This window comes from Paenibacillus sp. IITD108 (assembly GCF_036541265.1).
Classification (GTDB): Bacteria; Bacillota; Bacilli; order Paenibacillales; family Paenibacillaceae; genus Pristimantibacillus.
The window spans coordinates 80,213-95,183 of sequence record NZ_JAZHCT010000009.1 but is presented as its reverse complement, the minus strand read 5'-3'; the positions used below and the strand labels follow the sequence as shown (position 1 = coordinate 95,183).

Below are 14,971 nucleotides of genomic sequence, written 5' to 3'. Positions count from 1 at the left end.
TTTTAATCTCTCCATTCCTTGCCCGTAAAGGCGATAAATACGTCCTCCAGGCTCATTTCGCGAATTGATATTTGCTCCACGCGGTATTTATTTTCTTTTGTAAAGCCGAATATTTCGTATAAGGTTTCCTCTGGCTGAGTCGTCCATATTTTTAATGCTGAACCATCGCGTTCTGTTCGTACGACAGCAGGATGGAGCTGCGCGACCGTTTCTGTTTGCTTCGCTGCATCTATGCCGTCCAGCAAGGAGAGGCGAACCTCCCGTTCCTTGGTCAATCGATCAATCAGTGCGGAAGGGGTATCCATCGTTACAATTTTACCTTGGTCGACAATGCATACACGGTCGCTCAGCTTTTCAGCTTCTTCCATATAATGCGTTGTCAGAATGGTCGTTTTGCCGATTTCCTTAAGCTTCAGGATGATATCCCAAATATTGCGGCGCGCTTGCGGATCAAGACCGGTTGTCGGCTCATCCAGAAAAATAATGTCCGGATCGTTAATCATGGCAAGCCCGATCGCCAGACGCTGCTTTTGCCCGCCGGACAGCTTTTTTACGTATCTATTTTTATGCTCGGTTAAATTGACCATTTCCAATATTTCTGCAACAGGTCTTGTTTTTGTATAAAAGGTTGCGAATAAAGCCAAGTTTTCTTCTACTGACAAAAGATCGAATAAAGCGCTGGATTGCGGCTGGACTCCAATCATCATTTTGATTTTGCCGCTATCCTTGGACCAATCAAGCTGGTCAAACCGAATTTGGCCATCATCCTGCTGAAGCAGCCCTTCAATCATCTCCAGCGTAGTTGTTTTTCCAGCTCCGTTAGGCCCAATAATGGTGAAAATCTCGCCAGCTTCAACGGAGAAGCTAATATCCTTTACCGCATGAACAGTACCGAATGATTTCTTGAGCCGTTCCACTTCTAATACGGGCATGTGCTAACCACTCCTTATTCATATCACTGTCCTTATTGTAATGGACGTCTGGTTAGGCTGTGCACCGTCTGCAGAATGCAATTTTCTCAGTCTTAAGTAGGAGTTAATAATTGGCTGGGATGCAAACCATTCCGGCTTCGATTGGAGGTATAATAGATGATATTGGCATGAATCTATGAGAGGCATGATGTGTATGAACGGGATAAAACCGGATTATTTATATAGCTTTATTTGTCATGAGGAAGAAAGAGGACTTTGTGAGCTGGAGGCTAGAAGACTGCTCGATCTTCCAGCTTCTTTCAAAATGAAAGCAGGCCTTTGTGTAGCAGGCAGTAGGCGGGAGATAGATGTGGACCGCAGTCCTTTTATGAAGCATCGCATGCAAATTTGGCATGAAGCAGCAAGCAGGGATGAGCTGGAACAATATGCGTTGCATATAGACTTGAAGGATGCCAGCTTCAAAATTACGGTATGGGATGCAGCCAGCAACGAAACAGAGGCGCATAGCTCAACGGAGAATAAGCAGCCCACTTCAAACGCAGAAAAGCAGGAGCTCGCAAAGCAGATCGGACAGCGGATCAAAGGAACGGTTGATTTGAAAAGCCCGCGATTGGAGATCGGCATAGCATACTGGTTAGGCAAATGGTATATCGGCGCGATGCAAGCCAATACTGCCGTTTGGCAGCAGCACCATTCTAAACCACGTCAATATTCAACGGCCTTAAGTACAAGGATGGCGCGAGCGATTGTGAATATTGCAGTCCCTAGCCCAGCCGGCATTCAAGCAATCGATCCTTGCTGCGGAATCGGCACCGTTTTGCTGGAAGCTGCTTCAATGGGGATAGCTGTTTCTGGCCGTGAAATAAATCCGTTGGCAGCTCAGGGCGCACGCGAGAATCTGGCTTATTTTCATTATGATGTGCAGGTGGTACTGGGGGATATGCGTGACATTAAAGAAAAATTTGATGTGGCAATTATAGATATGCCCTATAATTTATGCTCGGTGCTGCCAATGGACGATAAGCTGTCAATGCTCCGTCATGCGCGGCAATTTGCTGAGCAGCTGGTCATCGTTACGGTAGAGCCGCTGGATCAAGAGCTGCTGGCTGCGGGATTTCAAATTACTGATCGATGCGCTGTTAGTAAAGGTAAATTTCGCAGAGAAATACTGTGCTGCAGTTAGAACAAAGCCTAATTGTCAATATTTTGATACAAAGTTTTTAGACGTTATTATAGAAAAAGTTATTTTTATTGTTTATAATGGGTAAGGTATCTCACTAACAAAAAAATAGATACACACAAAAATATAAAAACGGGAGAAATCAACTATGAATATGCTAGTAATTAAAGCTAACGATCGTCCGGCTTCACAAGCTGTATCTTCAAAAATGTACGAAACATTTATGGAGGGCTTGGAAGGCGTAAACGTGACTGTATATGATGTTTTCGAAGAAGACACACCATATTTTGGCCAAAGCTTTTTCAACGTATTCGGCAAATTGCAAGCTGGACAAGAGCTTACAGCTGAAGAAGCTCGCCTAATGGCAGCTAAGCAAAAAGCGATGGATGTGCTATCCGCTGCTGATATCGTAGTATTTGCATATCCGCTATGGAACCTTACGATTCCTGCGAAGCTTCAAACATTTATCGACTATGTATATGCAGCAGGCTTCACTTTCAAATATAACGAGCAAGGCCAAATGGTCAGCTTGATGACAGATAAAAAAGCGATTTTCCTCAGCGCTCGCGGCGGAGTGTATTCTTCACCTGAGATGGCGTCCCTTGAAATGTCCACAAACTACATGCGCAATGTAGTTGGCGGCGTGTTTGGTATGGAAATTGTAGAGGAAGTTATTATCGAAGGTCATAACGCAATGCCTGACCGTGCCGCTCAAATTATCGAAGAAGGCTTGCAAAAAGTAAAAGCAGTAGCAGCTCGTTATTCCAAAGAGCTCGTAAAGTAATAGCTGCAACACATATTATGCAGCCAAAATGGTAACAAATAAATAAAGCCTATTCTCCGCAAATTGATTTTGTGGGGAGTAGGCTTTTTGTATGTCACCCGCGATAACTATCCTGCCACTTCAGCAGTTTTGCTTCAAGAATTCGCACGATGGAATCAGTTAATTTACCGACGATGTAATTAATAGCTGTTTTTGAAGAAAGCTTGAAACGGCGTATATAATAGAAGGAATAGAATGATGAGTAGCGCTATGTTATAGTGAGTGTAACCAAATTTGATCGGAGCGAACAGAATGAAAACAGGAAACAATGACATAAAAGCAAGAGACACGGCCAGCAAGCAGAGGGAAGGAAAACGAGCGGATAAACCTAAAGGTAAGTCTGAAGGAACGAGACGTAATGCTGTGGAGAATGGACGGCGTAAAGGGACATCTTACAAAGATCAGCATAATAGAGCGGATATTTCGGCGGAGCAAATTACATCAGGAGATCGTATTGTTGTAACAATTAAACGGATTGGCATCAATGGTGAAGGCGTGGGCTACTATAAGCGAAAGGCAGTATTTATTGAAGGGGCTTTGCCGGGCGAGGTAGTTGTTGCTAATGTTACAAAAGCTGAGCGGGGTTATTTGAATGCAGCGATGATCAAGCTGGAGAAGCGTTCTCCTGATCGGCAAACACCGCCATGTCCAGTGTATGATCGTTGCGGTGGCTGTCAATTGCAGCATATGACCTATGAAGCGCAGCTTCGAGCGAAGGAAGAAATCGTAAAGGAATCATTTCAGCGCTATGCAGGTCTGGATCGGCTGCCAATACGACCAATTATCGGAATGGATAATCCGTGGAGCTATCGCAATAAGGCACAGCTTCAGACGGGGCAAGCCGATGGAGCAATCGTAACTGGTTTGTATGAGGCAGGCTCTCGTCAGCTCGTGGATATAAGCGGTTGTCCCATTCAGCATCCTGTTATTAACGAAGTAATCGATAAGGTGAAGTCCATTATGGCTGAGCTCAAATTGTCTGTTTATAATAGCCGCACTAGAAAAGGAAATGTCCGTACGCTCGTTGCACGTGTTGGATATGAGACAGGGAAGGTTCAGCTTACTATCATTACAGCGGAGGAAAAGCTGCCTGATGCCAAGAAGTTGATTGATGCAATTCAAGAGAAGCTGCCGATGGTTACTACCATTGCGCATAACGTAAATAAAAGCAATACGCCGCTTATTTTTGGAGATAAAACAACCATATTATGGGGCGAAGATAGGCTTGGCGAGACACTTGGCGATATTCAGTTTTCGCTTTCACCGAGAGCGTTTTTCCAGCTTAATCCCGAGCAGACGGTGAAGCTTTACAATGCAGTTAAAGAAGCGGCTGATTTGCAAGGGGACGAGCTAGTAGTTGATGGTTACTGCGGAACAGGCACAATTGGGTTGTGGCTTGCACCCTTTGCTAGGGAGATCCGAGGGATAGAGATTATTGGAGAAGCAGTTGAGGACGCACGCGAGAACGCACGCAACAGCGGTATAAACAATGCCAGTTTCTATACCGGACGTGCAGAAGAAATGCTGCCGCAATGGGTGGCACAGGGCGTCAGGCCAGATGTTATTGTGGTCGATCCGCCACGAACAGGCTGCGAGCTGCCGCTGCTCCGGGCAATTGCCGCTGCGAAGCCTAAGCGTTTGGTCTATGTGTCCTGTAATCCTTCAACGCTTGCCAAGGATTGCAAGGTGCTGCTCGATCAAGGCTATCGGCTTGAATCGGTACAGCCAGTGGATATGTTTCCGCAGACAGCTCATGTGGAAGTGGTAATATTGATGGAAAGAAATGAAAAGTGACAGATTCGCTTGAGTAAACATCAAGGTTTATTTGTCGATTTCAAGCTGCGAAAGTTGAGTTGCCAATTCTTCTTTTTTATACAACCGAAAATCATAAGGATATGCTCGTTGCTAACTCTTTAATCCTCTCTTATTTTTGTTACCAGAATCACAGAAAAGTGATAAAACTTCAAATATGCTGTATTGAAGACGCCATTTCTGTGAGGCGGTGTTAGAAGGGTAGGATAAACAAGCGTGAGTGAAGATAAATTCTAGTAAAGGAAGGTATTAAGTGATGCAAAAAAACTTATTAGCACTACTTGTTTTTGTATTAATTGTATTCAGCGTATCAGCTTTACCTGTATCTGCGGGAACAGTTAGTAAGCAAGGGAAGGTGAAAAATACACCAATCTACGTTGATGGCAAGATAACAGAAGCGGATATTCTTTCGGTTTCAATTAATAACTCATTATATTTACCCCTTCGGGCAACTTCTCAGTTACTTGGATTCAACATTAGCTGGAACCAAGAGGAACGAGCGGTTTACATTACCACTGATTCAACGATAACAGTGGCTTCTGCAAACAACCAAAATGGGATGAAAGCAGGCGCGACAGTATCAGTATTGAAATCCAGCATTTCAATCTATGTTAACGGCAAGCCCGTTCAATTATTGGACACGAATCAAAATATAATTTATCCAGTATCAATCAACGATAGTCTGTACTTACCAATACGAGCGTTAGCTACTTCTCTTGGACTAGAAATTTCATGGGACAGTATGAATGAGCAAGTCCATATTAATACCCCAACAACTGAGAAGCCAAAAGGAGACAAAGGAGAAACGGGTCCACAAGGTCCAAAGGGAGAAAAAGGAGATAAAGGAGATAAAGGAGACTCGGGATACTCAGGCTCTCAAGGTTCAAAAGGAGATCCGGGAGCAGCAGGACCGCCGGGAGCCAAGGGTGATAAGGGAGATCCAGGTCCGACGGGTTCACAAGGTCCGGTGGGACCACAAGGAGATCCAGGTCCGGCGGGATCGCAAGGTCCGGTGGGACCACAAGGAGATCCAGGCCCGGTGGGACCGCAAGGTCCGGTGGGACCACAAGGAGATCCAGGTCCGGCGGGACCACAAGGAGATCCAGGTCCAGCAGGGACTACTTTTACCTCGGAAGGGTTTTCTGCTTTGGGTACGACATCATCAATTGCTAGTAGCCATCAATTTACGAATTGGAGCGTGGCGTCTCCTTATTACGCAGACCCTGCGTTTGATCCTACTACAGGTATATTTACGGCGCCAGCCGCTGGTAAGTATGCCATAAATGCAACTGTTAACTATAAGACTGCCGCCGCGGTTAATATAAGCGTAGGAAGTGGTATTGATCCATTTTTCACAATAAGGAAGAATGGCAACACTGATTTAATAAAAGGATATATGCCTATCTTGAACGTCAATATTGCGTTAGTTCTAACTCTTAGGACCGTACTGGAAAGTGCAACGGTGACGCTATCCGGAGATGTCGAGCTTCAGGCAGGTGACCAAGTTGAATTATATTACGAGTCCGATGATTTAACCCTTGGTTTCGGTACGGATATAGTGTGGTCGATTCATCGCTTATCTTAATACAAGGTTGCATGAGGCTGTGTGTTGATAGTAAGGGAGTGGCGTTTTTAGAGTCGCATTTACCGATAATATTAAAATAAGTAAGCTCAAGCTGTTACTGCTTGGGCTTATTGTTTTGTATTAATAGTTACACTTGCAGTTATCTTCGAAGGTTATGCAGCGCTAGTGTGTTATATTATAGTTAAAAACTATAAATGAGGTGGCAATATGATACAACATGAAATAAAAGAAACGCCAATTAAACAAAGATTCAGCAAAATTACAAAGCGATTTCAATTACTTACTCCAGGGTGGAAAGGTGCTTCTATTGCAATAACCATTATTGCAATAATAATGTTCTTCATTCAAAGTTACTTTTTTATGGGGTCACGTGGATACGTCGATGTTCTAATCGGTACATCAATATCCTTGATTGTTATAGTAGGTATTACTGGTATATTGGCTGGCGCATTCCATCTCACAAAGCGTGTTCCTACACGTTACATATGGTTAGTACTCGTATCCTTTTTCTTATTAACACTCTGCTTTATCGGTATGTTGCAGGTTGGATTAATTATATCTGTGACAATCATTGCCGCACTTTCCGTATTAGGAGCCCTAATATACCGATGGAAGTCAGGTGTTTATCGCGAGGTAAAGCTTTTTTCTAGAACAGCAGCAGTGATATTAGCTGCTATTTCAATGCTCTTTATTGTCATCATTGGGTATTGGCTGATTGATAACGGTAATTCTGAACCCGCAAGCCCATTTCGATTGCAAGAAATGAAATCAGCAGACCGCTATTTTACTGCAATGACAAACCCAGCGTTGCAAGGTACTTATGAGATCAATTCATTGACCTATGGCAGTGCTAATAACTACAGAAAAGAATTTATTCAAAGCACGTCCCTTGTGACGAAATCGGTAGATGGTTCTGCATTTGTTGATAACTGGTCAACTCTTCGCAAAAAAACATTTGGTTTCGGCTCAGACCAAATGCCTCTAAATGGGCAAGTCTGGTATCCAGATGGTGAGGGTCCCTTTCCTTTGATCATTACTGTTCACGGAAATCATATTGCAACGGATTACTCAGATAAGGGATATGACTATTTAGGCAAGCTGCTTGCGAGTCGTGGTTACATATTTGTTTCGATAGACGAGAATTTTCTCAATTCATCTCCATTTGATGATCTCCTCTTCCTCCAATCGCTCAAAAATGAAAATTCGGCAAGAGGTTGGCTGATGCTCGAGCATATGAAGGTGTGGAAGGCGTGGAACGAGACAAAGGACAATCCATTCAATGGGAAAGTCGACATGAGCCGAATTGCGTTAATCGGACATTCGCGCGGTGGAGAAGCGATAACGGCAGCTGCAGCGTTTAATCAGATGACAGCTTACCCAGAGGACGGAAATGTTAAATTTGACTATCATTTCAGTATCCGTTCCATCATCTCTATCGCAGGTACAGACGGACAGTATAAACCGGCAGGCCAATCCACATCTCTAAAGGATTTGAACTACTTAGCATTACACGGATCTCACGATATGGATGTCATCTCATTTAGTGCGCTAAACCAATATAATCGAATCGACTTTACGGAAGGCAGCGATTATTTTAAAGCATCTGTGTATTTGTATGGAATGAATCATGGTCAGTTCAACACAATATGGGGAAAGAATGACAGTATAGGGCTTAGCAACAAGCTTTATAATACGAAGCAGCTCATCACTCAGGAGGAGCAAATGGAAGCAGCAAAGGTATTGATTTCATCCTTTCTGGACGCAACACTTAAAGATAATAATGATTATCGATCAGTCTTCCAGGATATTGGTTATGCCCGTGATTGGTTACCAAATACGATGTATATTAGCAATTATATGGATTCGCAAACAACCTTAATAAGCAACTTTGAAGAAGATATTGATCCAGGTACGACAACACTTTCAGGCGGTCGACTAATCGGAGAAAACTTAAAGTTGTGGAAAGAGGAAAAAGTAGCGATGAAATATGGGCCTGACATGTATAGCGCAGTAAAGCTTGGATGGACCCACATGACGGATACTGATACTCCATCTTATACGGTTGTTTTACCAGTTCAACATATGGTTATAAGTGATAACAGTTCCATTGTCTTTTCTATGGCGGATGTGAATGAGAAACAAGAGCTAATAGATCAAGATTCACTTATTGACCTGACTTTAACAGCTGAAGACAAGCGCGGCAATGTAGCAACCTTATCCCTCAGTAGTGAATCCTATCTACTTCCCATGTTCGCTGGAAACATCGTTAAATTTCCATTCGCATCTCTAATGCCAACCAAGGAGCCTGTGTTTCAGAACTTTGCATTCCAATTAATTGAATTTAAAAAGAACAATCCAGATTTTCAACCCGAACAATTAAGTAAATTCAGCTTTGTGTTTGATAAAACAAATGAAGGAACCATTTTGATTCGTGATATTGGCATTCGCAACAACAATGCTCAAAATGACTCGTAGACTGGGACCTAGATTGCCTCAATCTTCCAAAAATCTTCGCGTCCTGACCAATGCCGGTATTGTCAAGGTTCAGGATGAAGCCAACCGTCGTATCTTTTCGTTAAGTCCTAACCCTTTCGTTGAGTTGGACGATTGGTCGCTTTCTTGACATAGTTGTCCGCGATACCGCTATAACTTGCTCGGCTACCGCACCACTACCTTCATCATCAAGCACTATAGTATCGCCAGAAACCGGCTCCTGCGACAAAACCGCCGGAAAACTTAGCTTAAGGTAATACACCAACTGTCTGCCATCAATGCTCAAGTCATGTGGAGTGCTGCTCACTGTTAGCGAGGAAAGATTATTGATATGAGATGTATGGGTGGAAATGGAAAAGGGTCGGCAGCCCCTCTTTTTAATTGTTTAGGAAATTATGCATCAGATAAAATTGTGGATAAGTATGTCGAGCTCGAATTGATTCTAATAATGCGGACACTGATGTCCATTAGCGCTCATATTTCGCCAACTTCCACTTTCTAGCGGACAGAAAAGTCCGTTAGCGGGAAAAAAGCTAGAAAATTCGGCGGAATGTTCTTCTAATGGTCATAAGTGTCCGCACACACAACAAAAAGACTGCTTTTTTGGTTCTAACGGTCATGGATGTCCGCACCGCAAATAACATCGCATCGTTTGTTCTTTGCACACGATGATGGCAGGTTAGGTCACCGATAGGTGATTTTGTTCTTGTTTAGGAAATTATGCATCGGATAAAATTGTGGATAAGTATGTCGAGCTCGAATTGACCTAATGATGCGGACACTGATGTCCCTTAGCGCCCATATTTCGCCAACTTCCACTTTCTAGCGGACAGAAAAGTCCGTTAGCGGGAAAAAAGCTAGAAAATTCGGCGGAATGTTCTTCTAATGGTCATAAGTGTCCGCATACACAACAAAAAGACTGCTTTTTTGGTTCTAACGGTCATGGATGTCCGCACCGCAAATAACATCGCATCGTTTGTTCTTTGCACACGATGATGGCAGGTTAGGTCACCGATAGGTGATTTTGTTCCTTTTGGATTCCTCAGCTAACCTTGTAATAACATCTAAAGTATCTTCCCAGTTTTTGTCCGAATGCTCATACATCGTTTGGGTAGAGAAGTTGCTATGTTTTAATCTCAGTGTTGTCTGTTCACCGTTGTTATTTAGATTAAATTCTATGATTGAGTAGTTTTCCGGACTGTCAGTAGTGCCTGAAAAGCCACTCCAGTAATCATATGAGAAAATGCTCTGTAATTCATATTTAAGGACGTGACCTTTGTCTTCATATTCTTTACCTTCCCATGAGAATGAGAAAGTAATCGGACTTCCTATAGTCCAATCTGTTTTAACTGTTACCCCTAACCACTGTTTGATGAAGTCAGGATTAGTAAGTACGTTCCATACTGTCTTGGTTGTTGCAGAAATTTTCCTTTGCTTTTCAATAGATATGTTGCTCACACCTTATCTCTCCTTTATTAAATAAATTATACCTAATATTGCATCACAATTATGAGAAATCAAATGCTGAATACAATCGATTATAGCAAAAAAATTAGACATGGTATACTTTACCATCCATAATGATTGCAATTACTAGTGTTCCTGATAACGATTGGGATACATACTCATTGGAGCAAAAATGCCGCCGTTGCATTGACTGGAAACGTATGTATAATGAAGCACTAACGCCACTGCTAGAAGGTAAAGAAAATAGAAAAAGTATTGCTTGATACAGATATTGGCGGAGACATTGATGATGCGGTTTGTCTGGCACCAGATGGTGTCAGAAAGAACTTGAAAGATGTGAACATCTTCATCAAAGTTACTTGAATCCAAATAAAGAGGTAAGTGTTAATTAAATAGAGCAACCAATAGAAAACAAGATGCAGGCTATTAGCTTCCGGCATCTTGTTTTTTTGTCTTTGAGAAAGGGGGAACGGAGAGCAAGAATGGGAATGGAGAAGCGGCAGCGTCCGCCTTTGTAGGCCAAGTGTAACCTTAACAGGGATAATTATTCATAAAAATTGGACTACAACAGCGGTCGGAATCCCATTTTTGATGGCAGTGGCACCTCTTTTTAGATGGAATAAAGTGATAGTTTGCAAAATTAACAAACTTATTACATAAAGTACATTTGAATTTTACAATGATGTCTCATCATTGAAATAGTGGCTCGGAATAAGGCTTAATCATAAAAATGAATAGGGAGCAGTGAAAATGAGAAGAAGGATAAAAGCAATGAGTATGTTAAATGTGTTAATTATTGCATCCATGCTATTACTTCCAATGCAGTATGTACGGGCATCAGAAGCAGAAAATACAGTTTTTATTAATGAAAATTGAATCTAATGATCCGGTGACAGATATAGATTGGATTGAAATCATGAATACTGGCAATGAAGATATAGATGTCAGCGGATGGTTTGTTACAGATGATAAAGATTTAGAGCGTGTGGCAGAAAATAAGGAATGGCGTATTGAGGAAGGTACTATATTAAAAGCTGGCGAAATTCTGGTTATTGAACATAATGTTTTGTTAAACAATCTATCCTTGGGAAAAGAGGATACAGTTTCCTTATATGATCGTAGCAATACGTTATTGGATTTTTATACTTATTCAGGTCATGCAGTTGGCACATATGCAAGGGTTCCAGACGGTACAGGAGGATTTGTTGATCAGGAACCAACCAAAGGCAAGTTAAATATTGTAGAAAAAGAAGAGTTGCCTAAACATAGATTACTAATTAATGAGATTAATTCTTCGCCGGATGATTGGGTAGAGTTTATTAATCTAGGAACAGAAGAGATGGATCTTTCTGGTTATGAAATTCGTGACAATTCTAATGACCATCGTTGGAAATTTGAAGAAGGAACAAAACTGCAAGCAGGCGGATTGTTTGTGGTTGAGGCAAATACGGTTGGTCAAGTATATGATGATCAGACAGATGCCTACGTTCCAGGTGAGTTCGCAGCAGCAATTGGTATTGGTTCAGGAGATTCTATTCGTGTATATGACAACGAAGGAAATTTACTGGATGAATATTCATGGACTGAGCATGCAAGTTATGAAGGCGATGAGGCAGTGGCGTCTTTCGGAAGATATCCGGATGGGACCGGTTCGTTTGGATTAACGAAAGAAACAAAGGGACTAAAAAACGATTGGTATGCACCTCAGATTGTCATCAATGAAGTAGAGTCTAACGATGATGAAACAGATTGGGTTGAAATTTTTAATAGAGGAACAACAGCCGTAGATCTATCTGGCTGGTATTTATATGATGATGACCCGGTAGGGCATGCTGCAGATATAACGCCTGTAGTAGATGGAACAGTTCTTAAACCAGGTGAGTTTTATGTTTTTGATCAAAATATCCATTTTACATTTGGCTTAGGGAAGGCAGATAAAGTTACTATTTTTAATAAGGATGGTGTGTCCATTGCAGAGTATTCGTGGGAAGTCCATGCAAATGGTGTATACGCGCGAATTCCAGATGGAACAGGCGAATTAATAGAGTTTCCCACTTCGACTAAGGGAAAAGCGAATATTGTAACAAATCCTGTTACTTTAAATGAAATACAGTCAAATGACTTGAATAAGGGACCTGATTGGATAGAACTTGCTAATCCAACAGGAGAAGTTTTAGATATTTCGGGAATAGTAATGAAAGACAGTGACGATGCACATCAATATGTTCTTCCTGAAGGTACAACGATTCCAGCATTTGGATTTTTGGTATTGACAGAAGAAGAGTTTGGTTTTGGACTTGGAAAGGATGATTCTGTACGCCTATTTGAAAATGAGAGGTTAATAGCCAGCACAACATGGCCAGATCATACAAATCCTACCTGGGGACTGTATCCTGATTTAACTGGAACAGAGTATAGAAATACAAAGGAAGCAACACCTGGCGCAGCAAATAAATTTGAAGGTATTCCTGATGTTATTGCATGGCCAGGTAATGGCGAAGTTGTGATTTTTGACCTTGAACCAACATTTTTAGAGGATTCTTCCGGATTGGATTTCTTTAATGGCCAATTATATGCGGTTGATAACGGTACGGGTAAGTTTTGGATTTTGGACGTTTCTAAAAATGGAGAGTTAAGTTTTGCAAAAGGCTTTGAAAACGGTAAGCGTGTTCGATTCCAAAAAGATGCAGACAATGAAAAAGCAGCAAGTCCGGATGCAGAAGGAATTACAGTAGATGGAGATGGTTTTGTTTATATTGCTTCTGAACGTGATAATAATGTTAAAGGCGTTAACTTTAATGTGATTTTTAAAGTTGATCCACGTATAGAAGACAATGACTTAGTTGCCTTGCAGGAGTGGGATTTAACCGCTTCATTACCACAGGTTTCTGCCAATATGGGGATTGAAGCTGTAGAATGGGTATCAAATGCAAATGTTGATGGCAAGCTTTATGACCAAAACACGGATGCAGTTTTTGATGCAGCTAATTATCCGAACGCCATTGCAAATGGTGTGTTCTTTGTGGCATTAGAGGATAATGGACATGTGTATGCCTATGTTTTAAACGAGGATGGAAGTTCTGTACAAATTGCTGATATTGACGGAAAAATTGGCGGAGCAATGGCTCTCGACTATGATACCTATGAAAATGTATTGTGGGTTGTTGCAGATAATGGATATAATAACCGTGCAGCAAAAATATCAATCAATGGAGAGAAAAATCCGGAAATTATTCATATCATGCCAGCAAGTGGTGTCGATATTAGTGCCAATAATGAAGGATTTGCAATCGCAGAGGCAAATTTCACAAAAAATGGTCAAAGACCGGTATATCGATTTAAAGATGGAGAAAAATCGGGTTCTTTATCTATAGGTTCTATTGCATCTGATTATAAAGAAAGTGGCGGCCCGGGAGGCGATAACATTGGAACAGTTACTCCAACACCAGGCGCGCCGAAAGTAGATCAGAACAGAATCAACGTTACTTCCGAGTTAACACAAACTTCTGAAGGCGGCATAGCTAAAGCAGCTCTAACTGAACAAGCATTAGCAGAAACAATTGCTTTCGTGGAAGCTGCGAACAGAGCAGAAACCACTGTTGAAATCAAAGTAGAAGCTGTTGCAAATGTCAAAACAGTTGAAGTGATGATTCCAAACCAATCGATTAGAGCATTAGCCGAAGCTCGGGTAGAAGCGCTTGTAATTGCATCACCAATTGCAACCATCACGTTTGACGATATAACTCTAAAAGCAATTGAAAAAGCGGCTAAGGCCGATGTTAAGATTTCTGCCAGCATTGTTGATTCGAGCACGCTTTCAGTGTCCGGAGTTACTAAAGAGCGGATTGCAGACAGACCGATATTCGATTTTACAGTAACAAGCGGTGATAAAGAGATCAGTGATTTCAATGGCGGTTTAGCGAGCGTATCCGTTCCGTACACATTACGCGAAGGTGAGAATCCAAACGCTATTGTGATATATTATCTGGACAAGAACGGAAAGCTTGAACATGTCATGGGATTATACAATGCAGAGGCTGGTACAGTAAAGATGACGGTTAACCACTTCTCTAGCTTTGTTATTGGCTACAATAAAGTGTCGTTTGCAGATGTCTTAAGCACACAATGGTTTGCAGATGCAGTAGACTTTGTAGCAGCTCGACAGTATTTCAATGGGATAAGCGAGAATGAGTTTGCACCGAATAATGAAATGACACGAGCCATGTTTGCTAAGGTCATTGCAAATATAGAGGGAGCAGACCTTACCAGCTACAATACATCAGTATTTGTGGACGTTGATAAGAATGCTTGGCATGGCGCTGCAATTGCCTGGGCAGCTGATAAAAAGATTGTGTCAGGTATGGGGAATGGAAAATTTAATCCATCTGCACCTATTACTCGCGAGCAAATGGCTGTGATGCTTCATAACTATATGGAGTACAAGGGTACAAAATTAGCAGGCACAAACAAGCCAGCCTTTGCAGATGCAAACTTAGTGAGCGATTGGGCGAAGGATGCAGTGACTACAATTCAAAGTTATGGCATGATAAGCGGAATTGGCGGAAATACATTCGTACCAAAGGCAAATGCCGACAGAGCAGCAGTAGCCACCATATTCAAAAATTTTGTAACAGAGCTTGTTCAGTAAATGAAATGGAAAATCTCCCTTAGGAATGATC

General features: G+C 41.8%; 9 protein-coding genes and 1 pseudogene. 8 read left to right on the top strand and 2 right to left on the bottom strand.

The genetic code is table 11. The features are described 5' to 3' along the window. Window positions 1–2: 2 nt before the first annotated feature. Window positions 3–932, bottom strand: coding sequence for an ABC transporter ATP-binding protein (locus tag V1L65_RS10415; RefSeq protein ID WP_331699073.1), 930 nt, complete (start codon window positions 930–932; stop codon window positions 3–5). Between the two features lie 193 nt (window positions 933–1,125). On the opposite strand from V1L65_RS10415, the gene V1L65_RS10410 reads away from it, so the two are divergent. The 6 genes and pseudogenes from V1L65_RS10410 to V1L65_RS10385 all read left to right on the top strand — a co-directional run. After that, entirely contained in the window at window positions 1,126–2,115 is a 990-nt protein-coding gene (locus V1L65_RS10410; protein WP_331699072.1) for a TRM11 family SAM-dependent methyltransferase, read from the top strand. Window positions 2,116–2,260: 145 nt separating this feature from the next. Continuing rightward, complete coding sequence (locus V1L65_RS10405) at window positions 2,261–2,896, top strand: FMN-dependent NADH-azoreductase (RefSeq protein ID WP_331699071.1); 636 nt, start codon at window positions 2,261–2,263, stop codon at window positions 2,894–2,896. Window positions 2,897–3,187: 291 nt separating this feature from the next. Next, window positions 3,188–4,729: a 23S rRNA (uracil(1939)-C(5))-methyltransferase RlmD gene (rlmD, locus tag V1L65_RS10400; protein WP_331699070.1), complete on the top strand. Its 1,542-nt coding sequence runs from the start codon at window positions 3,188–3,190 to the stop codon at window positions 4,727–4,729. A gap of 274 nt (window positions 4,730–5,003) precedes the next feature. After that, window positions 5,004–6,332 (top strand): stalk domain-containing protein, encoded by a 1,329-nt coding sequence (locus V1L65_RS10395; RefSeq protein ID WP_331699158.1) that lies wholly within the window; start codon window positions 5,004–5,006, stop codon window positions 6,330–6,332. Window positions 6,333–6,539: 207 nt separating this feature from the next. Next, window positions 6,540–8,807 (top strand): MFS transporter, encoded by a 2,268-nt coding sequence (locus V1L65_RS10390; RefSeq protein ID WP_331699069.1) that lies wholly within the window; start codon window positions 6,540–6,542, stop codon window positions 8,805–8,807. A 1-nt stretch (window position 8,808) separates the two neighbouring features. Beyond that, window positions 8,809–8,943: pseudogene (locus tag V1L65_RS10385) on the top strand (transcriptional regulator); the annotation flags it as partial. Window positions 8,944–9,833: 890 nt separating this feature from the next. On the opposite strand, the gene V1L65_RS10380 reads toward V1L65_RS10385, so the two are convergent. Then, complete coding sequence (locus V1L65_RS10380) at window positions 9,834–10,283, bottom strand: SRPBCC family protein (RefSeq protein ID WP_331699067.1); 450 nt, start codon at window positions 10,281–10,283, stop codon at window positions 9,834–9,836. Between the two features lie 759 nt (window positions 10,284–11,042). Here V1L65_RS10380 and V1L65_RS10375 point away from each other — a divergent pair. Together V1L65_RS10375 and V1L65_RS10370 are read left to right on the top strand one after the other, a co-directional pair. Then, complete coding sequence (locus V1L65_RS10375; RefSeq protein WP_331699066.1) at window positions 11,043–11,168, top strand: hypothetical protein; 126 nt, start codon at window positions 11,043–11,045, stop codon at window positions 11,166–11,168. Next, window positions 11,158–14,940, top strand: a complete 3,783-nt coding sequence (locus V1L65_RS10370; RefSeq protein WP_331699065.1) for a lamin tail domain-containing protein — start codon at window positions 11,158–11,160, stop codon at window positions 14,938–14,940. Before V1L65_RS10375 ends, V1L65_RS10370 begins: the two co-directional genes overlap by 11 nt. The last annotated feature ends 31 nt before the right edge of the window (window positions 14,941–14,971 follow it).